The organism is Pseudosulfitobacter koreensis (assembly GCF_024733015.1).
Lineage (GTDB): Bacteria > Pseudomonadota > Alphaproteobacteria > Rhodobacterales > Rhodobacteraceae > Pseudosulfitobacter > Pseudosulfitobacter koreensis.
The window spans coordinates 282074-303155 of the sequence record NZ_JANKJG010000003.1 but is presented as its reverse complement, the minus strand read 5'-3'; the positions used below and the strand labels follow the sequence as shown (position 1 = coordinate 303155).

The 21082-nt window shown below is 60.5% G+C and carries 21 protein-coding genes; 9 read left to right on the top strand and 12 right to left on the bottom strand.

All coding sequences use genetic code 11. The features are described 5' to 3' along the window. Positions 1 to 341: 341 nt before the first annotated feature. From NTA49_RS06990 to NTA49_RS06970, 4 genes are all read right to left on the bottom strand, one after another. Positions 342 to 1436, bottom strand: coding sequence for a tyrosine-type recombinase/integrase (locus tag NTA49_RS06990; RefSeq protein WP_258293966.1), 1095 nt, complete (start codon positions 1434 to 1436; stop codon positions 342 to 344). Between the two features lie 566 nt (positions 1437 to 2002). Further along, entirely contained in the window at positions 2003 to 2647 is a 645-nt protein-coding gene (locus tag NTA49_RS06985; RefSeq protein ID WP_258293965.1) for a retron system putative HNH endonuclease, read from the bottom strand. 482 nt (positions 2648 to 3129) lie between these two features. Beyond that, positions 3130 to 3435 (bottom strand): hypothetical protein, encoded by a 306-nt coding sequence (locus NTA49_RS06975; protein ID WP_258293964.1) that lies wholly within the window; start codon positions 3433 to 3435, stop codon positions 3130 to 3132. Positions 3436 to 3515: 80 nt separating this feature from the next. Next, positions 3516 to 3866: a helix-turn-helix domain-containing protein gene (locus NTA49_RS06970; RefSeq protein WP_258293963.1), complete on the bottom strand. Its 351-nt coding sequence runs from the start codon at positions 3864 to 3866 to the stop codon at positions 3516 to 3518. A 492-nt stretch (positions 3867 to 4358) separates the two neighbouring features. Here NTA49_RS06970 and NTA49_RS06965 point away from each other — a divergent pair, with 492 nt between their 5' ends. Next, complete coding sequence (locus NTA49_RS06965) at positions 4359 to 5396, top strand: site-specific integrase (protein ID WP_258293962.1); 1038 nt, start codon at positions 4359 to 4361, stop codon at positions 5394 to 5396. A gap of 424 nt (positions 5397 to 5820) precedes the next feature. On the opposite strand, the gene ychF is transcribed toward NTA49_RS06965, so the two are convergent. Further along, positions 5821 to 6918 (bottom strand): redox-regulated ATPase YchF, encoded by a 1098-nt coding sequence (gene ychF, locus NTA49_RS06960; RefSeq protein WP_258293961.1) that lies wholly within the window; start codon positions 6916 to 6918, stop codon positions 5821 to 5823. 168 nt (positions 6919 to 7086) lie between these two features. Between ychF and trpA the strand changes: the two genes are divergently transcribed. The 3 genes from trpA to NTA49_RS06945 all read left to right on the top strand — a co-directional run bounded on the left by trpA (position 7087) and on the right by NTA49_RS06945 (position 9781). After that, positions 7087 to 7878, top strand: coding sequence for a tryptophan synthase subunit alpha (trpA, locus tag NTA49_RS06955; protein ID WP_258293960.1), 792 nt, complete (start codon positions 7087 to 7089; stop codon positions 7876 to 7878). Between the two features lie 88 nt (positions 7879 to 7966). Further along, complete coding sequence (locus NTA49_RS06950) at positions 7967 to 9139, top strand: alpha-hydroxy acid oxidase (protein WP_258293958.1); 1173 nt, start codon at positions 7967 to 7969, stop codon at positions 9137 to 9139. Positions 9140 to 9157: 18 nt separating this feature from the next. Then, positions 9158 to 9781 carry a hypothetical protein gene (locus NTA49_RS06945; RefSeq protein ID WP_258293957.1) on the top strand — a complete coding sequence of 208 codons (624 nt, stop codon included), beginning with the start codon at positions 9158 to 9160 and terminating at the stop codon, positions 9779 to 9781. On the opposite strand, the gene NTA49_RS06940 is transcribed toward NTA49_RS06945, so the two are convergent. Then, on the bottom strand, positions 9762 to 10919 hold the full coding sequence (locus NTA49_RS06940) for an MFS transporter (RefSeq protein ID WP_258293956.1): 1158 nt from the start codon (positions 10917 to 10919) through the stop codon (positions 9762 to 9764). The genes NTA49_RS06945 and NTA49_RS06940 overlap by 20 nt on opposite strands. Before the next feature lie 160 nt (positions 10920 to 11079). Here NTA49_RS06940 and NTA49_RS06935 point away from each other — a divergent pair, with 160 nt between their 5' ends. From NTA49_RS06935 to NTA49_RS06915, 5 genes are all read left to right on the top strand, one after another. Then, a complete protein-coding gene (locus NTA49_RS06935; protein WP_258293955.1) occupies positions 11080 to 11736 on the top strand; it encodes a 50S ribosomal protein L25/general stress protein Ctc in 657 nt (218 codons plus the stop codon). A 150-nt stretch (positions 11737 to 11886) separates the two neighbouring features. Further along, positions 11887 to 12618: an aminoacyl-tRNA hydrolase gene (gene pth / locus NTA49_RS06930; protein ID WP_258293954.1), complete on the top strand. Its 732-nt coding sequence runs from the start codon at positions 11887 to 11889 to the stop codon at positions 12616 to 12618. Further along, positions 12615 to 13655 carry a DUF2332 domain-containing protein gene (locus NTA49_RS06925; RefSeq protein ID WP_258293953.1) on the top strand — a complete coding sequence of 347 codons (1041 nt, stop codon included), beginning with the start codon at positions 12615 to 12617 and terminating at the stop codon, positions 13653 to 13655. The genes pth and NTA49_RS06925 overlap by 4 nt, the downstream gene beginning before the upstream one ends. A gap of 69 nt (positions 13656 to 13724) precedes the next feature. After that, positions 13725 to 14909: a serine hydrolase domain-containing protein gene (locus tag NTA49_RS06920; protein WP_258293952.1), complete on the top strand. Its 1185-nt coding sequence runs from the start codon at positions 13725 to 13727 to the stop codon at positions 14907 to 14909. Then, a complete protein-coding gene (locus tag NTA49_RS06915; protein ID WP_258293950.1) occupies positions 14899 to 15267 on the top strand; it encodes a DUF2237 family protein in 369 nt (122 codons plus the stop codon). The genes NTA49_RS06920 and NTA49_RS06915 overlap by 11 nt, the downstream gene beginning before the upstream one ends. Before the next feature lie 86 nt (positions 15268 to 15353). Here the strand turns inward: NTA49_RS06915 and trpB are convergent, their stop codons facing one another. The 6 genes from trpB to rpsA all read right to left on the bottom strand — a co-directional run bounded on the left by trpB (position 15354) and on the right by rpsA (position 20958). Beyond that, positions 15354 to 16586 (bottom strand): tryptophan synthase subunit beta, encoded by a 1233-nt coding sequence (gene trpB, locus NTA49_RS06910; RefSeq protein ID WP_261368174.1) that lies wholly within the window; start codon positions 16584 to 16586, stop codon positions 15354 to 15356. A gap of 60 nt (positions 16587 to 16646) precedes the next feature. Further along, positions 16647 to 17672 (bottom strand): hypothetical protein, encoded by a 1026-nt coding sequence (locus NTA49_RS06905; protein WP_258293949.1) that lies wholly within the window; start codon positions 17670 to 17672, stop codon positions 16647 to 16649. 15 nt (positions 17673 to 17687) lie between these two features. Then, a complete protein-coding gene (locus tag NTA49_RS06900; protein ID WP_258293947.1) occupies positions 17688 to 18341 on the bottom strand; it encodes a phosphoribosylanthranilate isomerase in 654 nt (217 codons plus the stop codon). 9 nt (positions 18342 to 18350) lie between these two features. Further along, a complete protein-coding gene (locus tag NTA49_RS06895) occupies positions 18351 to 18701 on the bottom strand; it encodes a LapA family protein (protein ID WP_258293946.1) in 351 nt (116 codons plus the stop codon). After that, positions 18702 to 18986, bottom strand: a complete 285-nt coding sequence (gene ihfB / locus NTA49_RS17180; RefSeq protein ID WP_028958446.1) for an integration host factor subunit beta — start codon at positions 18984 to 18986, stop codon at positions 18702 to 18704. Between the two features lie 289 nt (positions 18987 to 19275). Continuing rightward, the gene (rpsA, locus tag NTA49_RS06885) at positions 19276 to 20958 is read right to left on the bottom strand and encodes a 30S ribosomal protein S1 (protein ID WP_258293944.1); all 1683 of its coding nucleotides are present in this window, start codon (positions 20956 to 20958) and stop codon (positions 19276 to 19278) included. Positions 20959 to 21082: the final 124 nt, after the last annotated feature.

Below are 21082 nucleotides of genomic sequence, written 5' to 3'. Positions count from 1 at the left end.
TCAAAAATCCCATGTCGATCACTCCATATCTCCCTGATCAGAATCGTCAGGGCAATGTGTTCACATGGGTCAATTCTCAGTGAAAATTTATGGGGCTACCGGGTCAGTTCTCAATGAAAACCAACAGCGCCGCGATTCGATCATGGACTCGCCGGAACGTCAGGCCAAGACGCTGGCGAAGATGACCTTTGACGTGCGAAACCGCCAGCGCTATAGCATAGAGACCCCGATCTGGGTGTCGTGGTAGCACCCAGATCGGATTTGCATTCTCGAGTGGCTCGGCCAAGAGCGAGCCATCCTCCAACCACCGCATTTCCAGCAGGAAAGACCCTTTCCCGCACTCAAGCATGTCCGCCGAAGCGCAGCGACACAAGCTCTCCAAATCGCACGGGTTCGCCAGGGTCAGCCCGGAAATCCCAGCCGTGGGCCAGTAGTCTGTGACCGAGATCAGCAGGGGCAATTTTTCGATATCTGTTGGCGGTATCGGCGCGATTCCACCCCCCCTGGTCGAGCAGCGCCGCCCAGTCCTTGGTCTGCGCCTGATGCCAAGTGGCCCAGGTGTGGCGGCATGAATAGGGCACCACCTCCGGCCCCAGGCCTGCGGCCTCCCGCACCTTCCTGAAGGCGAGCGCCATCTGCCCACCGCGGTTTTTACGAAAGACGTAGGGCTCTCCATTGGGTGCCGGGAAGGCAGGCCCCTCTGCGGGGATCGGGCTGATCAAATCTACGGTGCGCAATGGCAGACGGACAAACCGCGCCCGATAGACCGTCTTTGTTCCGGGCAGCCACCATTCCCTCGTCGCGGGATTCCAATCCTTGGCGTCCAGCCCCATTGTCTCTCCGGGTCCGGCGCCGGTGCCGAGCATGAACGCTATCTTGCGGAGGGTTTCCAGATTTGGGTCTCGAAGGCTGGCCGCAGCTGGGTTCGCAGCCGCCACCAGCAGCCTTTCTGCTTCTTCCGGCGACAGCCACCGCATTCGCCGCGTGTCAGGCAGCTTTTCCCGGCGGTTTCCGGCCGCAAAATTCAGAACCGCCTTGATCGGCACGCGAAGTTGCCGCCTGACTGTCTCGGGCTTCGCGTTCGGATACAGCGTTCTGGCGGCACGGGCGATCACCAGTTCGTCGATCTCGTCACATAGGTGCTTCCGACCGAAGTAGTTCACGATACGTTGTAGAAATCGGGCTTCGCCACCGGCATCGATGTAGAGGCCAGCCGCCTCGGCGAAGGTCGGCCGTTTTTTAGGGCCCAGCTCCATGCTCTGCGACCGCCATGCTTCGGCGTAGATATTCTTCGCACTGGCTTTTGCCACATCCAGGAGGCCTTTTTCATGGATCGGCAAACGCCGTCTGATGCGGTGTCCGTTAACCCGAAAATCGATGATCCAGGCACCGCTTTTCTCCGACCAATATGGTTCCCAAGGTTGTTTTACTGGCAAATCGTACCTCCTTCGACAGTGTGTGCAAGGAAGGTTGGCCAATCACGTGAAAGGCGAAGCAATTTCCACGAATTTTCTGCAAATATCCGCGAGGAAAAATCGGGCAAGGTTGATCGGTCAACCTTGGAGGCAAAATCTGCTGTTGTTCAACGTATCACGTCGTGGTTTTGAGCGTGCTATGACTCCGCCATGCCCTCGGGAAACTCCGCCTTGCGCCCCAACCCCTTGCATTTCGTGGTGCAATTCGAGATCACTATGGACGGACCCACCAGCCAAAGGTGTACGGAAAGGAACAATTCGCGAAGATTGCTCCCGGAGCCATCTTGACGATACTTGGCGCAGCATGGACGGCGCTGTGCGGACCTTCCTGCCATTCGCTGCGGGTGCCTCAACTCGTGCTTTGCTGACGCGGCATCCAGAAGAGAGGGCGGAAAGCGGTTATTCGCCGCGAACTATATGAAGGGCAGCTATTTGCAGGAGAAAACGTTGGAGAAATCAGGTTCTTGATGGAGGGAGTTGACTACGTATAGGATCCTAACAAAGGCAATCCCAATAGAAAAAGGGCATTAGGCCCATTCCAAATCTGCCAATTTCTTTTCGGCGGCGGGACCTAAATACCAACGTGCGCAGCTGAAAAATTTCGACCAATTTTTCGTTTCATCTTCCGGAAATAAAATTTCCGCCAAAGCCTCCATGGCCTTGTCGATATCGTTTCCTTGCTCCAATAGAATTTGCACTTGCTCTGAAAGACCGCTTAGAAAGGCAGACCGCATGCGAACGAGCCTTGGTGTCGCAATCTTGCTTCCCTTTTTTGCCATCTCAGGCGAAAGAGATAGCTCGGAAATAGTATTGTGTGCTTGATCCCTTTTGCTTTCCGGGCACGTTTCGGAGACCTCCATCCTACCATCCGAATGGTATTTGAAAAGCAATCTTTTCAAGTCCTCTTCCTGCGCAGGATGCAAGATCACCCCGTCTAACACCGTATTTCCTTTAGGCACATCGCAAGAATGATCGGGCGAAGTGAAGCGACCCTCTTTATCGCCAGCTATATAATCTCTATTTCCCCCGCAGCACGTAAGAAGCAGATTCTCCCAATTGAACGTCCAAGTTGGATGATTATCAGATTTAGGATGGAAGTGTTCGACCGTTGAGAATGTCGCATGTTGGACGAATGGCCGGTTCGCTGAAGCTGCACCGCAGCGCTCGGCCACAAGGCGAACGGCAGTTCAGGGCCGGTCGTATTGAACCGCCGATTTGCTCGAACTCTTCGAGGACCGCTATTAACGCCGGTCCACCATCATTACCGCTCAGCTCCCCGTCTCAGGCTGGCATGACATGATCGGCGAACCCACCATCGCCGACGCCATTCTGTCGTCGGTCATCGTCATCTCCGTTGTCGGTTCCAGGTCTTGCAACCCGAACCTTCCCGAAGATCGACGGTGACCGCCAGCGTCACTCCCGGCCGCGCGCTGCGCTACGCCGGGGGCTCCGCGCGAGGCCTCCTACACGAACCGCTGGGGCACTACCAAAGCGAGAACTTGACCGCCGCTGAAAACACCGAAACTATCCAGAGCGAAACATGAGTGCAGGCAGATGATCAGCCGTGCCCGAGCTGTCCGGGAATTACTGAAACGGCTGTCCGGGATTTAGCGTAATCGCTGTCCGGTATTTCTGATATCTGCACTCAGCCTGTTCAATTGGAAATAGTCCCAGTTCTATCTCCGAACGCGTCTTCCAATCGTTCTGCCATTTCTTCGAGATCCGCTTCATCCAGATCGACATCGCGTTGCTTGCAAAAATCGAGTGCGCTTACGAAGTCAAACTCGTGAATATACTGCGGATTTGCCCTGACGTCGTGAAGGAAGGACGCATAGGTGCGCCACCCGAGGAACCGTGAGATGATTTCTGTTCGAAGCCCGGTCTTAATGTGCGGCGCCGCCAGCTGGGTTACCGATTTCATCCTTTTGATGCAATCAATCGTAATCGTGAAGCCCTTCATCACGTATCCTTTCGAATGAACGACCAAACATTCATGACTCGCGTGAGTGACGAATTGGGGAATATGGTCAAACAAGTAGGTTACTGCCCTGAATCGATCTGCTTAGCGATCTCGAAAATCTCTTGATCTCTAATGGTCTTGACAGTCAGACCAGCAGCGGTCTCGTCCTTCCATACGGAAACCCCGTGTTTGTTAAGTGCTCTCAACAGTGCTTCAATTTTTTCACGACGGACGCAAAAGTCAGGCTTGAGGTCGAACTTTCCACACACCTCCTCCGTGATCGATTGAACCTTGCTTTCAACTCTCCTGATTGTCGCGATCGACACCCCTGATTCATTGGCCAGATCCTCTTGTGACCAATGCAAAGCGTTTCTGCCGGCCTTCAAAAGACCAATCGCGTCGCTATCTATGGCAACTTCGCCTTTTCTCATACCTTCTCTCCCTGTGACCGGTGCAGCTTTTCAGGCAGTGCCCAGAAGCAGCCTGACAAACTCACTTGACTTAAATAATCGAATCGTTAAATATATCATATCACGAACTCGGGGCAACGTCTCGAGATTTTACTTGGGTTTGACAGCTACCACGCCGCCAAATCCGGACCGAGAAGTCGCGTTCAAACAATGGTTTGAACGACTCCGATTGCATGACGGTCAAACTGCACATCAAACAAGATCTGTGGAGCTCGCCATGACCCGTCAGGAGCCGGAAGTTTGCGAATTGGAAAATGGGCTTAGCCGCGTCGAGGCGGCTGCAGCGCTTGTGGTTTCCGTTCGCTATCTCTTTGACCTGCGGAAAAAATACGAGGAGGTATTCGAGGTTTGCGAATGGCGCGGGCGTCGACCTGTCTTCTACCGGGAGCACATAGATCGTTTTCGGGAGGCCATGAAATGCCAAGCCAAATCCCACCTGAAGACCCGCCGTGGATGCCCGTATGGAGAAACGGAGATTGGGAGTATGACCGCTACATCGGTGGAAAACGTTTTCGAAGACGCCTTGGCATACGCGACGAAAGCTACAAAGAACTCGCGATAGAGCTGTCCAGGAGGGATTTCGAAAAAGCTTGGGAGCAGATTCTGAACCCGGTGCCGACATTCGCGGAAGCCGCACTTCTGTACATGAAGCACACGGGGAACCGCCGCTACCTGAAACGGATCATCGCCTATTTCGGCAAAAACACGCGTATCGACCAACTCGATGAACCACGAATTCTGCGGGCCGCCGCAGCAATTGCAGACCGCCGCAGCAAGGAAACCGGCAAGATGTGGCAACCGTCGACGATCAAATGCCAAGCGATCGCTCCAATCAAGGCCGTGATCAATTTCATCAAGGGAACTCGAAGGGAGCGACGTGCAAGACGTGTCCGGGATATCTATCTGACACCGGCGGAGGTCGAAGCTCTGATCAAGATGGCACAGACGCCTGAGAAGGCCGGGGTGCACGACAAGCATCACCGACTGTTGAAAATCATCGTCTTCATGGTCGCGACCGGGTGCGGGCCGGGGGAGACTTTTGCGGTGAACGTCGAGGACTTCAACTGGTCGACCAACGAGGTCTACATTCCAGCAGTGGAGGACGGCGCGGGAAAGACCCTCTTCCGGGCACGCTGGGTTCACCTCCCGGACAAGGCCATCGCCCTGATCGGCGAGTTGCCGAAATCAGGCCGTGCCTTCCTGTCCTCGCGCGGCAATCCCATTCCGCTCAGGGATCATGGTGGCGGACAGATAGCCAAGCAATTCCGCAAGCTGTGCCGGGCTGCGGGACTTCCTGATGCTGTGGTTCCCTACACGCTTCGACATACCTGGGCGACCTTCTTCTCAGCGCAGGTTGGCGATCACGACCGGCTGCTTGACCAGGGTGGTTGGGGAAATTCCGACACGGCACGGGACTATCGCAAGAAGTACCCGGCAGACCTCGCGGAACAGCTCGATGCCTTCGGCTGGGACTTTCGGAGAGAGACATGATGGGGGGCAACATGGGCCGGTGGTCAAGATATGGTCAACGCACAACAGAAAAATACGGAAAAGTTAATAAAATGGGATGCTTGGAGAGAAAAGCCGCGCTCTTAGCAGGGGAGCGCCTTCGACCACTCGGCCACATCTCCGCCGCCGTGTTTATGGGCTTGGGCGGGGGAAAACAACTGCTTTTTTGCCTGCTCTGCCGGGTTGTTGGATCTGACAGAATATCGAATGAGAACAGCGGGATATTAGGCCAAACGCCCCATAGACGGACGCAATCGGGATATCACATCGAGAGCCCAAAGCCTTATGTTTCCGCGATGTTCAGCGTGGGCAGTCGCGGAAACAAGCGGGCTGCGGCGCGCGCTCGAAGTGTCGGAATGCCACTGCCAAACATGTGAAACGCAGGCAGACCGGCCCACTTCTCGCCTCAGGTGTTGAACAGGAAATGCAGCACGTCGCCGTCCTTGACGATGTAGGATTTGCCCTCGGCGCGCATCTTGCCTGCTTCCTTGGCGGGCTGTTCGCCGCCCAACGACACGAAATCATCGAAGGCGATGGTTTCGGCGCGGATAAAGCCCTTTTCAAAGTCGCCGTGGATCACGCCCGCTGCCTTGGGCGCCGAGGTGCCCTCGCGGATGGTCCAGGCGCGGGCCTCTTTCGGACCCACGGTGAAATAGGTTTCAAGGTGCAGCAATTCGTAGCCTGCGCGGATCAACCGGTCGAGGCCTGCTTCCTTGAGGCCCATTTCTTCGAGGAACATTTCCGCCTCTTCCAGTTCCAGCTGGCTGATCTCTTCCTCAATCTGGGCCGAGATGACGACGTGCATGTTGCCCTCGGCAGCAGCCATTTCAGCGACGCGCGCGGACAGGGCGTTGCCTTCGGCGGCTTCGGCCTCGCCCACGTTGCAGACGTAAAGTACAGGCTTGGTGGTCAGCAGCTGCAGCATCTTCCAGGCGCGCAGATCGTCCGCGTCCACATCGACGACACGGGCGGGTTTGCCCTCTTCCAGCACGGCAAGGGCTGCGCGCATCAGGCGTTCCTGCTGGGCGGCTTCCTTGTCGCCGCCACGTACCTTGCGGACGATGTTCTGCAGGCGTTTTTCGATGCTTTCGATGTCGGCCAGCATCAATTCGGTCTCGATGGTCTCGGCGTCGGCCACGGGGTCCACGCGGCCTTCGACGTGGGTCACGTCACCGTCTTCGAAACAGCGCAGCACGTGGGCGATGGCATCGACTTCGCGGATGTTTGCGAGGAACTGGTTGCCGAGGCCTTCGCCCTTGGACGCGCCTTTGACCAGACCGGCGATGTCCACAAAGGTCATCCGCGTGGGGATGATCGACTTTGACTGTGCAATCGCGGCCAGCTTGTCCAGACGTGCATCGGGCACGGCCACTTCGCCGACGTTCGGTTCGATCGTGCAGAACGGAAAGTTCGCCGCCTGCGCTGCTGCCGTGCGTGTCAGCGCATTGAACAGGGTCGACTTGCCCACGTTCGGCAGCCCGACGATACCCATCTTGAAACCCATGTCCACTCTCCGAAATCCGCGACAGGCCGCTTCTAGTGGGGCATGGCGCCGCGTGCAAGGCGGCTCGTCGGCCCTGCGGCCAATTATGCCGGGACGATACCCCGCTTTGCATTGATTTCCCGGTCCAGTTTGGGCATTGCGGTGAAGACATATAAAAAGGCCACCCCAATGACCCGCATCGACGCAAAATTCGCAGACCTCAAAGCCGCAGGCAAAAAGGCATTCGTTTCCTACGTGATGGCGGGCGATCCCGATTTCGACACCTCCCTCGAAATCGTCAAAGGGCTGCCCGAGGCCGGTGTCGACATCATCGAGCTGGGCCTGCCCTTCACCGACCCGATGGCGGACGGCCCCACAATCCAGCTGGCCGGTCAGCGCAGCCTTGAGGGCGGCATGACCCTGCAACGCACGCTGGATCTGGCCCGCGCCTTTCGCGAGACGGACGACACCACGCCGATCGTGCTGATGGGGTATTACAACCCGATCTATTCGCGCGGCGTCGACAAATTCCTTTCGGACGCCAAAGAGGCAGGCATCGACGGGTTGATCGTGGTCGACCTGCCCCCCGAGGAAGACAGCGAACTGTGCATTCCGGCGCAGGCGGCGGGCCTGAACTTCATCCGTCTGGCCACGCCGACCACGGACGACAAACGCCTTCCACGCGTGCTGCAGAACACCTCGGGCTTCGTCTATTACGTCTCGATCACCGGCATCACCGGCTCGGCCGAGGCCGAAGCGACGGACGTGGGCCCCGAGGTCGCGCGGATCAAATCGCAAACCGACCTGCCGATCATCGTGGGTTTCGGCATCAACACGCCCGAGAAAAGCCGCGCGATTGCGTCGGTGGCGGACGGTGCGGTCGTGGGGTCGGCCATCGTATCGAAAATCGCGGCGGGACACTCGGTGGGTGAGATATTGGCGTTCGTGAAATCGCTGGCGGATGGGGCGCATAGCGCGTGATTTCAGCGCAGCCTTGATGCGGGATTGATCCAAAGCGCGGTTATCGGTAAGAAAATTTGACCAAAACCCGTGTCTTGGAGCCTGCACCATGCCCGTCATCACCGAAATCGCCGATCTCAAGCGTATTTATGAACGGCGCGTGCCGCGCATGTTCTATGATTATTGCGAAAGCGGGTCGTGGACCGAGCAGACGTTTCGGGACAATTCGTCCGATTTCGACCAGATCCGGCTGCGGCAGCGCGTGGCGGTGGACATGTCGGGGCGCAGCACCAAGGGTCAGATGATCGGGCAGGATGTGGCGATGCCGGTGGCCCTTGCGCCTGTCGGCCTGACGGGGATGCAGCACGCCGATGGCGAGATCAAGGCGGCCCGCGCGGCTGAAGCCTTCGGTGTGCCGTTCACGCTCTCCACAATGTCGATTAATTCGATCGAGGATGTGGCCGAGGCGACGACCGCACCCTTCTGGTTTCAGCTTTATACCATGCGTGATGCGGATTACGTCAGCCGTCTGATTCAACGTGCCAAGGATGCGAAATGCTCGGCGCTGGTGATCACTCTGGACCTTCAAATTCTGGGACAGCGGCACAAGGATCTGAAAAACGGCCTGTCCGCGCCACCCAAGCTGACGCCAAAAACCATCGCCAATCTGGCTACCAAATGGGGCTGGGGGATCGAGATGCTGCGCGCCAAGCGGCGGGAATTCGGCAATATCGTGGGCCATGTGGAAGGGATCAGCGATGCCTCGAGTCTCGGGGCGTGGACGGCAGAGCAGTTCGATCTGACGCTGGACTGGACGAAGGTCGCCAAGCTCAAGGAAGAATGGGGCGGCAAGGTGATCCTTAAGGGAATACTTGACGCCGAAGACGCGAAGATGGCGCTGAAGGTCGGGGCCGATGCCATTGTGGTCAGCAACCACGGTGGGCGGCAACTTGATGGCGCACTGTCGTCGATCCGCGCGCTGCCCGCCATTCTCGATGCCGTGGGCGATCAGGTCGAAGTACATCTCGACAGCGGGATCCGCTCGGGCCAGGACGTGTTGAAGGCGCTGGCGATGGGGGCCAAGGGCACGTTCATCGGGCGCGCGTTCGTCTACGGCCTGGGTGCGATGGGCCAACAGGGCGTCACCCGCGCGCTTGAAGTGATCCACCGCGAGCTGGACGTGACGATGGCGCTGTGCGGCGAGACCGATGTTGCAAAACTGGGACGTCACAACCTGCTGATCCCGCAGGACTTTGAAGGCCGTTGGCAAGACGGGCACTGACGGGGTAAAGCTGGCGGCATGTTGGTCTTTTCCGAACAGAAACTTGCCTTTCTTGCCGTTCCGAAGACCGGCACGACAGCCTTCGAAATGGCGTTGCGTCCGCGTGCCGACATCATCCTGTCGAAACGGCGCAAGCATCTGAACGCCGCGCGGTTTCACAACAAGGTGGCCCCGTTTCTGGCCGACACCTTCGGGCTGACGGTCGAGACGATGGCGGTGATGCGTGACCCCGTCGAGCAATTGCGCAGCTGGTACCGCTATCGTAGCGGCCCGCAACAGAAGGGCACCAAGACCAGCACCATGGGCTGCAGCTTTGACGACTTCGTGCTGGCGGTGATCTCGGACGATCCGCCGCCCTTTGCAGGCGTGGGCAGCCAGTTCAACTTCGTCACCTCGGGCAAGGGCGTCGTTCTGGTGAACCACCTTTTTGCCTATGAACACCAGCCGGTGTTTCGCGCGTTTCTGGCGCAGGCCTTCGACAAGGAGGTCGTGCTGAAGCAAAAGAACGTATCGCCCGCCGCCGAGGCACCTCTGTCAGGCGCAGTCGAGGCAAGCCTGCGCAAGGCGCGAGCGTCCGAATTTGCGCTCTACGATCAGATCAAGTCAGCCGGGGGCCATCTGGTCACGCCGGTCGGCGGCTGATCTGCGCTGCAATCACGGGCACCAGCAGAGCTGCCGCGAGTATCAGCATCGCGCCGATCATGTAGAACGACGTGCGCAGACCCCAGCCCTCGCTGACCAGCCCCATCAGCGGCGGGCCGACAAAGAACGCGCCATAGCCCAGAACCGACACGCGGCTGATCGCGGTCAGGCGCGCGGCAGGCTCGACCACGCGTCCGGCCAGCGCGATCACCATCGGCACCACGATTGACACGCCCAAGCCGCCCAGTGCAAAGCCCAGATAGGCCATCATCAGGCTGGTGGCCGCCCCCGCCAGAATGACCCCGAATGCGGACAGCAAACAGGCACAGGCCAACAAGATCATCTCTGACATATGACGCGCCACCGCGTGACCCGCCAGCCGACCGATGCCCATGGTCAGACCCAGTATCGCAGGTCCCAGCGCGCCTTGGGCAGGACCACCGCCCAGCGTGCGTTCCAGATGCAGCGCAGACCAACCTTCGGTGCCGGCTTCGGCCAGGAAACCCGTCAGCACCAGCAGGCCCATCAGCCAGACCAGCAGATGCGGGAAGGCAGCTGGTGCCTCGCCCGTCTCCGGGATCGGCGGGGCGGCATCGTCGCCCAGCATTACCAGACACAGGCATGCGATCAGAAGCGTCATCACCAGGAACACCTGCACCGGGGTCCAGCCCGCCTCGCGCGCCCAGCCGACGACCACCGCGGCGCCCGCGTACATGAACGAATACATCGCGTGGTTGAGGTTCATCAGCGTCCTGCCGTGCAGCGCCTCTTTTTCGGACAGACGCGCGTTGACCAGCACATCGACCACGCCGGAACCGGACGAGGCGATCGTGAGCGCCAGCATCAATCCCAGCAGTCCGGGCGAGACGCCGGCCCAAAGAAACCCGAGTGCCACAGCCATGGCCCCCATGGGCAACGCCCAGGTTCCGGCCAGCCGGTCCGCCAGGGGTGCCAGCCACATCGCCCCAACCGCGCCCAGCGAGGCCAGCAGGATGACGCTGCCGTAGGCGCCGTCGGACGCGCCGACGCCCGCCTTGATCACCGGCATCTGCGCAAAATAGGAAGCCCAGGCGGTGCCGATCACCAGAAAACCGGCAAGCGGCTTGCGGCTGATCCAGAGGTCGTTGAAAATGCTCATGCGCCGTGCGGTGCCACGCGCCGCCCAAAGGCACAAGGGGCGGCAGGGCAAAGCTGCACAAAAACACTCTTTTCATGCCATCCGATCCAGTCTATACGCGCGACTTCACGCGGGGTGACAGCCTTGGAGGCACCCTGCCCTTACACATTGGAGAATTATTATGGCTGGAGAGATTCCTGATCTCGAAGCTCTGGAACGGACGGGGACAGGCAAGGGCGCCGCTCGTCAGGCACGTCGTGCCGGAATGGTTCCGGGGATTGTTTTTGGCGGTGACGCAGATCCGCTGCCGATCAACATCCCCTTCAACAAATTGCTGAAAATGCTGAAAGCGGGCCGTTTCAAGGCGACGCTGTTCAACATGAAGGTCGAAGGCCACGACGACGTCCGCGTCATCTGCCGCGATGTTCAGCGCCACGTGGTCAAGGACCTGCCGACGCACGTCGACTTCCTGCGCCTGCGCCGCACCACCCAGATCAACCTGTTCATCCCGGTTGAAGTCGTCGGCGAAGAGACATCGCCCGGCCTGAAGATGGGCGGCGTCCTGTCGATGGTCCGTCCCGAGGTCGAACTGGTCGTGACCGCGGGTGATATCCCCGATCACATCACCATCGACGTGTCGAACGTGAAAATCGGCGAAAGCGTCACCATTTCTTCGGTGAAACTGCCGGAAGGTGCAAAGCCCACGATCGACCGTGATTTCGTGATCGCGCAGATCGCCGCCCCCTCGGGTCTGGCATCGCAGACGGACGACGACGAAGACGAAGTGGCCGCGGACGAAGTGCCCGCCACCGAAATGGAAGCTGGCGCAAACGAATAAGTCGCAGCCATCGCAGTCCTTTGAAACGGGGTCCTTCGGGGCCCCGTTTTGCTTTTGCACCATTGTCTGGGGTCGAAACTGCAGCCGCCCCGGCTGGACCCGCAGCGCCCACGCGCCTATGTTTCGCCGCAACATCCAAAGGAGCCGTTGATGAAACTGATCGTCGGTCTGGGCAATCCGGGCGCAAAATACGCAGGTCACCGCCACAACATCGGGTTCATGTGCTTGGACCGGATCGCGCAAGACCACGGCTTTGGCCCGTGGAAGTCCAAGTTCCAGGGCCAGGTGATCGAAGGCCGCTTTGGCAGCGACCGCGTCGTGCTGCTGAAACCCGAAACGTTCATGAACAATTCCGGTCAGTCGGTGGTCGCCGCCGCGCAGTTCTACAAGCTTGAGCCCGAGAACGTGATCGTGCTGCATGACGAGATCGACCTTGCGCCCGGCAAGGTGCGTTTCAAGCAGGCCGGGGGGCACGCGGGGCACAACGGCCTGCGTTCGATCCACGCGCATCTGGGGGCCGACTATGGCCGCGTGCGTCTGGGCGTCGGCCATCCCGGTCACAAGGACCGCGTGCCCGCCTACGTGCTGCACGACTTTGCCAAGGCCGATCAGGACTGGCTGGACGACGTGCTGCGCGGCGTCTCGGACGGTGCCGAACATCTGGCGCGCGGCGATGCGGCGAAGTTCATGAACGCGGTGGCTTTGCGCGTCTCGCCGCCCCGCTCGGGCACCGGCGACAGGAGCCCGAAGGAGGGACCGAAGGACAAGCCTGCGGAAAAGAAGCAGCCGTCGCCGCCCAAACCCGAAGCTGCACCAACACCTGCACCCGAACCGGAAGCCCCGCGTTCGGCCATGCAAAAGCTGATGGACAAGTTCAAGTGACCTTGGCGCAGGCGTTCCGCGATCAGGCACAGTCCTGCGCGCGCCTCGGCTCTCCCTTCATGCAGCGACTGCTGACAATCCTCGCCGCTGACTGGCCCGAAGACAGCGTGCTGGGGCGCAAGATGGCGGGCTTTGACGGCGACATCGGACCCTCGGGCCACTCCTTGCCCTTGCGCATCGCGGGCGGTCTGCATGCGCTGGTCCTGTCGGGCAGCGATGCGCAGCTGGCCGCAAGCTATCCGCCCCACACGACCGACGATGCGACCCTGCGTGCTGCGGTCCTGGCCGCCCTCGCCACGCATGAGGCGTTCCTGCTGGACTGGACCGACAGCCCGCCGCAAACCAACGAGGTGCGCCGTTCCGCAGCTCTGATCGCAGGGGCACGGGTCGCGTGCCACCACTTCGACCTTCCGGTAATGCTGAGCGAACTTGGCGCATCGGGCGGGCTGAACCTGATGTGGGATCACTTCAGCCTGCGCATCGGCGACACGTCCTTCGGACCGGACAAGCCCGCCCTGACGCTGGCACCCGACTGGACCGGCCCGCTGCCTCTGGCCAACACGCCGCAGATCGCCAGCCGCGCAGGCGTCGACCTGAACCCGCTGGACCCGCGCGACGACGGTGATCTACTGCGCCTGACCGCCTATCTCTGGGCAGACCAGCCCGAGCGTCTGGCCCGCACGCGTGCCGCCGCCGCTGTCTTTGATGCCGAGATCGCGCGCGGTGACGCAATCGGCTGGCTGGAACAGCGCCTCGCCGCACAGCCCGAGGGGCAGATGCACCTGATCCAGCATACCGTCGCCTGGCAGTATTTCCCGACGCAAGCACAAAAACGCGGCACCGCCCTGATCGAAGCGGCAGGCGCGCAAGCTACCGCGACCAGACCGCTGGCTTGGCTGTCGATGGAAACCGACGGAGACGTGACCGGGGCCGTGGGTGCGGCCCTGACCCTGCGGCTCTGGCCCGGTGACATGTGCCTGATGCTCGGGCGCGCCGATTTTCACGGGCGCTGGATCACCTGGACCGGCGCTACGTAACCTCGAATGGCAATTGCCCAACTCCGGCGCGCATGTTTGACTGCACCTGACATCGGGAGGGGATAAACCATGCGCAGAGTATTGAGATGGGCCATGCGGCTGCTGCTGATCCTGGCACTGGCAGCCGTCGTCATAGGCTTCTGGAAACGCGAGCAAATCACCCGGCTTCTGGCCGTGAACAGCCTCTTTTCCGAAGACAAGATCGTCGAGAATTTCAGCCATATGAATTCGGCGTTCCTGTCGCGCGAGATCCCGCGCGGCGATGCGCCCATATCCCCCCTTCCCTACGGCGCGCCGATGGCCCTGCCCGAAGGCACCGAAACCTGGATCGAAGACCGCGCCGTGACCTCGCTTCTGGTGCTCAAGGACGGCGAGATCGTCTACGAAGACTACTACCTCGGCACCACCGAAGAAGACCTGCGCATCAGCTGGTCGGTCGCCAAAAGCTATCTGTCGGCGTTGATGGGCGTGCTTGTCGAAGAGGGCGCGATCGCATCGCTCGACGATCCGGTAACCGAATACGCACCCAAGCTGGAAGGCAGCGCCTATGACGGTGTGACCATCCGCAACGTGTTGCAGATGTCTTCGGGCGTGACCTTCGACGAGGATTATCTCGATTACGACAGCGACATCAACCGCATGGGCCGGGTTCTGGCCCTTGGCGGCGAGATGGACGACTTCGCCGCCAGCATCACCGAGACATTCACGCGCCCCGGTACGCAGATGAAATATACCTCGATCGACACCCACGTGCTCGGCATGGTGATCCGGGGTGCCACGGGCCGCGATATCCCGTCGCTGATGTCGGAAAAGATCATCGCCCCCTTGGGCGTCGAGGCAGCGCCCTATTACCTTACCGATGGTGTCGGCGTGGCCTTCGTGCTCGGCGGGCTGAACATCCGCACCCGCGACTATGCGCGCTTTGGCCAGATGATCCTGCAGGACGGGATGTGGCAAGGCGAACAGATCGTGCCTGCCGACTGGATCGACACCTCGATCCGCCCCACGGCCAACACCGCTGCGGGCGAGATCGGCTATGGCTATCAATGGTGGGTGCCGGTCGGGGCCACGCCGGGACAAGAAGTCACGGGACGCGGCGTCTACGGACAATACCTCTATATCGACAAGGCCGCACAGGTCGTGATCGTCGTCACCTCGGCCGACCGCCAGTTTCGCGATGCGGGCGTGAACGATGCCAACATAGACATGCTGCGCAAGCTCGCCGCAGCGACGGAGGCCAACGATGGAACCTGACGATCCGATCAACGTGCTGGACCAGCCCCTTGACCCTTGCAGCACTACGCCGCTGACCGGATTTTTCCGCGACGGCCACTGCAACACATGTGCCGCCGATCAGGGCAGCCACACGGTCTGCGCGGTGATGACGGCAGAGTTTCTCGCCTATTCCAAATACGTCGGCAACGATCTCAGCACTCCGCGTCCCGAATTCGGCTTCGACGGGTTGAAACCCGGCGACAACTGGTGCCTGTGCGCCGCGCGTTTCCTGCAGGCCCACGACGAGGGCTGCGCCCCAAAGGTCGCGCTGGCATCCACCCACAAACGCGCGCTCGACATCGTGCCGCTGCACGTGTTGAAGGCCCACGCTTCTTGAACCGCAGGCCCTTATTTCATCTTGCCGGATAAACTCCGGGGGGAGGCCGCAGGCCGGGGGGCAGCGCCCCCTGACCCGCCGGTGACTCAGCCGAAGTTGCCCATCTCGAACCCCAGCGCTTTGGCCACGGTAAAGATGTCCTTGTCGCCGCGCCCGCACATGTTCATGCAGATGATATGATCTGCGGGCAGTGTCGGCGCCAATTTCATCACGTGCGCCAGCGCGTGGCTGGGCTCCAACGCCGGAATGATCCCCTCCAGCGTGCAGCACAGCTGAAACGCTTCCAGCGCCTCGGCATCGGTGATGCTGACATATTTGGCGCGCCCGATCTCATGCAGCCAGGCGTGCTCAGGACCGATACCAGGATAGTCGAGACCCGCCGAAATCGAGAACCCTTCGAGGATCTGCCCGTCGTCGTCCTGCAACAGATAGGTGCGGTTGCCGTGCAGCACGCCGGGGCGTCCGCCGGTCAGCGAGGCGCAGTGCTCCATCTTGGCGTTCACGCCCTTGCCGCCGGCCTCGACGCCGATGATGTTGACCTCCTTGTCGTCGAGGAACGGATAGAACAGGCCCATAGCGTTCGACCCGCCGCCGATGGCCGCGACCAACGTGTCGGGCAGACGGCCCTCCGCCGCGTCCATCTGTTCGCGGACTTCCTTGCCGATGATCGCCTGGAAATCGCGCACCATCGCCGGATAGGGGTGCGGCCCCGCCACCGTGCCGATGCAATAGAACGTGTCGCGCACGTTGGTCACCCAGTCGCGCAGCGCGTCGTTCATCGCGTCTTTCAGCGTGCCTCTGCCGCTCGTCACCGGCACCACTTCGGCCCCCAGCAGACGCATGCGGAACACGTTGGGGGCCTGACGCTCGACGTCATGCGCGCCCATGTAGACCACGCATTTCAGCCCGAACTTGGCGCAGACTGTCGCCGTCGCCACGCCGTGCTGACCCGCGCCGGTTTCCGCGATGATGCGCGTCTTGCCCATGCGGCGCGCCAGGATAATCTGGCCCAGCACGTTGTTGATCTTGTGCGCGCCGGTGTGGTTCAGCTCGTCGCGTTTCATATAGACCTTGGCACCGCCCAGATGCTCCGTCATCCGCTCGGCAAAATAGAGCGGCGACGGGCGGCCCACGTAATGCGTCCAGAGATCGTTCATCTCGGCCCAGAAATCGTCGTCCGTCTTGGCCTTTTCGTATTCTTCCTCAAGGCTCAGGATCAGCGGCATCAGCGTCTCGGAGACGAAGCGCCCGCCGAAGTCGCCGAACCGGCCCTGTTCGTCGGGACCGGTCATGAATGAGTTAAAGAGATCGTTCGCCATCGGGCTGCTCCTGTCTGGTGTTGCCTTGGACCTAGCTTTCAGGGCCCTGCGTGTAAAGGACTAGCCGTTTTTGTCGCGGCGGATCATGCGCTTTAGGCGTGTGGGGATGTTGCCGTGCTGCCCGCCGCGCAGGCGGATCAACAGGCGGTGCCAGCGGTCGTGTTCCAGTACGTTCGGAATACGCGCCGAAATGGCGGCGACCAACACCTCCATCTGCTCGGGCGTGAACGTCAGGTTGCCCTGGCCGGTGTCACCTCCGACCTGCGGCGGGTCCAGTCTATAGACCTCGGACGCGGGCAGCAGCGCGTTCACCTCGGCCACGATGGGCGCCTGACGCGCGATGAACGCCGCGAGCGCCTTGGCAGAGGCCGAGGGTCTGTCAGCGGGCACGTCCGGCAGCGCGTTGCACAGCGCGTCCGACACGAAACGGCTGCTGCGCCTCCCCCAGTGCCGGTTGAACATGCGCTGCACTTCCAGTTCGGACCGCGTCAGCGAGCGGTTGACGCGCGCCTTTGGTGCCGGGGTCAGCGTGCCTGTGGGCAGGGTCAGCGCATCCTCGAAACTGCGCAGAATGTTATCTGCGTGGTTTGAATAGTTGACGATGCGCACATCGACACCGGCCTTGTCCAGCAGGGTGAGAAACGCGCGCACCTTCGCAGGTGTCTGGTAGTCGTCGAGAAAGGCATCGAAACGGGCGACCGACCCGCCCCGTTTGACGGTCTGGCCATAGACCGATTGCGCATGTTCCACCGGATTGCGCAGATACAGGATCACCACAACCTCCGCCCCCAGCGCCTTGACCCGGTCCAGCAAGGCAGGATCGTCCAGAAAGAAGTGGATCAGGCTTTCATTGGACAGGAGCACGTCGTGCCTGCCAGCGTTCAGCGCCGTTCTGGCCGTGGAGATCAGCGTGCGCCCGTTGACGTTTCCCGCAGATATGCGGCCCGCGCGCGCCTGTTCAAACGAGGGATGCGCCGGATAGTGGATGCCGTGCGCTGCCAGTGCGTCCGTGCTCAGCGCCAGCGCCGATTGCACCGCGCTCGATCCCGTCTTGCCATGTCCGACGTGCAGAATAAGGCGTTTCACGGAATCTTTTTCCTTTCAGGCGATCACACCCTGCGCCGCGCGGCAAAATTCCGCTATCTTGTCGGCATCCTTGATGCCCGGTGCGCCCTCGACGCCCGAGGACACATCAACCTGGCGCGCGCCCGTCACGCGGATCGCTTTGGCCACGTTATCAGGTGTCAGTCCCCCCGCCAGCATCCACGGCACCGGCCAGCGGCGGCCCGCGATCAGCCGCCAATCAAACGACAGCCCGTTGCCGCCCGGCAGTTCGGCAGCGCGCGGCGGCTTGGCGTCCACAAGTATCTGATCGGCCACGGACAAATAGCTGTCGAGCGTGACAAGATCAGAGGCATCGGCCACGCCAACGGCCTTCATCACCGGCAGGCCATAGCGCGCCTTGACCTCGGCCACCCGCGCAGGGCTTTCCGCGCCATGCAGTTGCAGCATGTCCAGCGGCACCTGCGCCACCAGCGCATCCAGAAACGCATCGTCGGCGTTGACGGTCAGCGCCACCTTGGCCAGCCCCACGGGCGCATCAACGGCCAATGCTGCCGCCTTTTCCACAGAAATATTGCGCGGTGATTTCTCGAAGAAAACAAATCCGCAATAGACCGCGCCCGCCGCTGCGGTCGCAGCTACGTCAGCCGGTGTGCCCAGCCCGCAGATCTTTACGGCGATGTCAGATGGCATGGGTGCGTTTCAGCCCGTCTCGTCCAGCAGGGCCAGAACCTCGTCCTTACCCTGATGCTTTTCGCCACGCAGGCGTTTGACTTCCCGCTCAAGCTTGCGCACTTCGCGGCCCTTGCGCGCGGCCTCGGCCCGCACGGCATGTTCGCGGAACCATTCCCAGACGAACCCGACCAGCAGACCCACGATAATCCCCATGAAGATCACCAGAAACAGCGGCAGCTGGAGCGTCGGGTTGACCGCGAAATAACCGGCAACCTCCTGCGGCAGAACCTTGAGCAAAACCAGCTCGCGGTTGGCGAGGGCAATGGCGATCAGGGCAATCGCGAAGACCGCGATACAGGCGTAACGTATATAGCGCATTCAGTCGTTTCCGTTCAGGCGGTCTCGAAGCAGTTTGCCCGTCTTGAAAAAAGGCACGTGCTTTTCTTCTACATGAACGGTTTCACCCGTCCGCGGGTTCCGGCCAACACGCGCGTCGCGCTGTTTGACGGAGAACGCGCCAAAGCCCCGAAGCTCGACCCTGTCGCCGCGCGACATGGCACCTGTGATCTCTTCGAAGATGGTGTTCACGATCCGCTCGACATCGCGTTGATAGAGATGCGGGTTCTCGTCGGCGATTTTCTGAATAAGTTCAGACCGGATCATGGTGCGTTCCCCCTGGCATTTTTCGCGCGCGTCACAAGCCACGACTATAGGAACAAAAACCAGTTGCGGAAACAGGTAGCGCAAGCAGCAGGCAGAAATTTGCATGGCGAACACCCTGTTTCGGGGGCGAAAATCGCGTTTTGACGGCGCCACCGATCCTTCAGGCACAGCGTGAACCGGGTTGGCATCGCCGTCAGCGCCAGTGATTCGGCCAAGAAAAAGGCCCCGCATCGTGGGATGCGGGGCCTTTCTATCTTGTCATTCAACGCTTGCCCGAAGGCAGGCAATATCAGTCGTCGTCGCCTTTCAGCGCTGCGCCCAGGATGTCGCCCAGCGATGCGCCCGAGTCGGAGGAGCCATACTGTTCGACGGCCTCTTTCTCTTCTGCGATCTCGCGTGCCTTGATCGACACACCCAGACGGCGCGACTTGTTGTCGACGTTGGTGATGCGCACATCGACCTTGTCGCCAACGCTGAAGCGCTCGGGGCGTTGCTCTGCACGGTCACGCGACAGGTCGGAGCGGCGGATGAAGGACTTCATGCCTTCGTATTCCACTTCGATCCCACCTTCTTCGATCGCGGTCACGTTCACGGTCACGATCGAGCCGCGCTTCACGCCACCAACCGCTTCTGCGAACTTGTCGCCACCGACGCCCTTGATCGAGAGCGAGATACGCTCTTTCTCGACGTCGACTTCGGACACGACGGCCTGAACCATGTCGCCCTTGCGGTAGTTCTGGATGGCGTCTTCGCCACGTTCGTCCCACGACAGGTCCGACAGGTGAACCATGCCGTCGATGTCGCCGGGCAGGCCAACGAACAGACCGAATTCGGTGATGTTCTTGACTTCGCCTTCGACTTCGGTGCCCTCGGGGTGTGTTTCTGCAAACACTTCCCACGGGTTGCGCATGGTCTGCTTGAGACCCAAGGAAACGCGACGCTTGGCCTGGTCGATTTCCAGAACCATGACTTCAACCTCTTGCGAGGTGGACACGATCTTGCCGGGGTGCACGTTCTTCTTGGTCCAGGACATTTCCGAGACGTGGACCAGACCTTCGACGCCGGGCTCGAGCTCAACAAACGCACCGTAGTCGGTGATGTTGGTCACGCGACCGGTGTGCGCCGATTCCAGCGGATACTTGGCAGCCACCAGATCCCACGGATCTTCCTGCAGTTGCTTCATGCCCAGCGAAATGCGGTGGGTTTCCTTGTTGATCTTGATGACCTGAACGTTGATCGCTTCACCGATCGACAGGATTTCCGACGGGTGGTTGACCCGACGCCATGCCATGTCTGTGACGTGCAGCAGGCCGTCAACACCGCCCAGATCGACGAACGCACCGTATTCGGTGATGTTCTTGACCACGCCCTCGACGGTCTGACCTTCGGTCAGGTTGCCGATGACTTCGGCGCGCTGTTCGGCACGCGATTCTTCCAGAATGGCGCGACGCGAGACAACGATGTTGCCGCGACGACGGTCCATTTTCAGGATCTGGAAGGGCTGCTTCAGACCCATCAACGGGCCTGCGTCACGCACGGGGCGCACATCGACCTGAGAACCGGGCAGGAACGCAACTGCGCCGCCCAGATCAACGGTAAAGCCGCCTTTGACACGACCAAAGATCGCACCTTCGACGCGGGCGTCGTCGGCATAGGCTTTTTCCAGACGATCCCATGCTTCTTCACGACGGGCCATTTCGCGGCTGATGACGGCTTCGCCACGCGAGTTTTCGACCTGCCGCAGGAACACTTCGACCTCATCGCCGGGGGCGATTTTGGGCTGTTCACCGGGATCTGCAAATTCTTTGATGTCGACGCGGCCTTCCATCTTGTAGCCGACGTCGATGATGGCTTGTCCCGCTTCGATCGCGATGACTTTGCCTTTTACGACAGACCCTTCTTCGGGTGTGTCCATTTCGAAGCTTTCGTTCAGGAGGGCTTCGAATTCCTCCATCGATGTTGATTGAGCCATGTGGTCTCTGGTTTCCTAATCTACGTTTGTTTTCGGGCCGTGCGGTTGTCTCCGCCGGTCTTGCGGGTTTCGTTGGTCGGGTGGACTGCAAAACAAAGAGGGCCGGATGGTTCCGACCCTGCCC

Excerpts from the sequence above, each read along its gene's own strand:
- NTA49_RS06940 (WP_258293956.1), bottom strand. The coding sequence starts at position 10,919 with ATGAGCATTTTCAACGACCTCTGGATCAGCCGCAAGCCGCTTGCCGGT.
- NTA49_RS06950 (WP_258293958.1), top strand. The coding sequence starts at position 7,967 with ATGCCCGTCATCACCGAAATCGCCGATCTCAAGCGTATTTATGAACGG.
- NTA49_RS06895 (WP_258293946.1), bottom strand. The coding sequence starts at position 18,701 with ATGCGCTATATACGTTACGCCTGTATCGCGGTCTTCGCGATTGCCCTG.
- ychF (WP_258293961.1), bottom strand. The coding sequence starts at position 6,918 with ATGGGTTTCAAGATGGGTATCGTCGGGCTGCCGAACGTGGGCAAGTCG.
- NTA49_RS06975 (WP_258293964.1), bottom strand. The coding sequence starts at position 3,435 with ATGAAGGGCTTCACGATTACGATTGATTGCATCAAAAGGATGAAATCG.
- ihfB (WP_028958446.1), bottom strand. The coding sequence starts at position 18,986 with ATGATCCGGTCTGAACTTATTCAGAAAATCGCCGACGAGAACCCGCAT.
- NTA49_RS06900 (WP_258293947.1), bottom strand. The coding sequence starts at position 18,341 with ATGCCATCTGACATCGCCGTAAAGATCTGCGGGCTGGGCACACCGGCT.
- NTA49_RS06915 (WP_258293950.1), top strand. The coding sequence starts at position 14,899 with ATGGAACCTGACGATCCGATCAACGTGCTGGACCAGCCCCTTGACCCT.
- NTA49_RS06920 (WP_258293952.1), top strand. The coding sequence starts at position 13,725 with ATGCGCAGAGTATTGAGATGGGCCATGCGGCTGCTGCTGATCCTGGCA.
- trpA (WP_258293960.1), top strand. The coding sequence starts at position 7,087 with ATGACCCGCATCGACGCAAAATTCGCAGACCTCAAAGCCGCAGGCAAA.
- NTA49_RS06945 (WP_258293957.1), top strand. The coding sequence starts at position 9,158 with ATGTTGGTCTTTTCCGAACAGAAACTTGCCTTTCTTGCCGTTCCGAAG.
- NTA49_RS06935 (WP_258293955.1), top strand. The coding sequence starts at position 11,080 with ATGGCTGGAGAGATTCCTGATCTCGAAGCTCTGGAACGGACGGGGACA.
- pth (WP_258293954.1), top strand. The coding sequence starts at position 11,887 with ATGAAACTGATCGTCGGTCTGGGCAATCCGGGCGCAAAATACGCAGGT.
- trpB (WP_261368174.1), bottom strand. The coding sequence starts at position 16,586 with ATGGCGAACGATCTCTTTAACTCATTCATGACCGGTCCCGACGAACAG.
- NTA49_RS06970 (WP_258293963.1), bottom strand. The coding sequence starts at position 3,866 with ATGAGAAAAGGCGAAGTTGCCATAGATAGCGACGCGATTGGTCTTTTG.
- NTA49_RS06965 (WP_258293962.1), top strand. The coding sequence starts at position 4,359 with ATGCCCGTATGGAGAAACGGAGATTGGGAGTATGACCGCTACATCGGT.
- rpsA (WP_258293944.1), bottom strand. The coding sequence starts at position 20,958 with ATGGCTCAATCAACATCGATGGAGGAATTCGAAGCCCTCCTGAACGAA.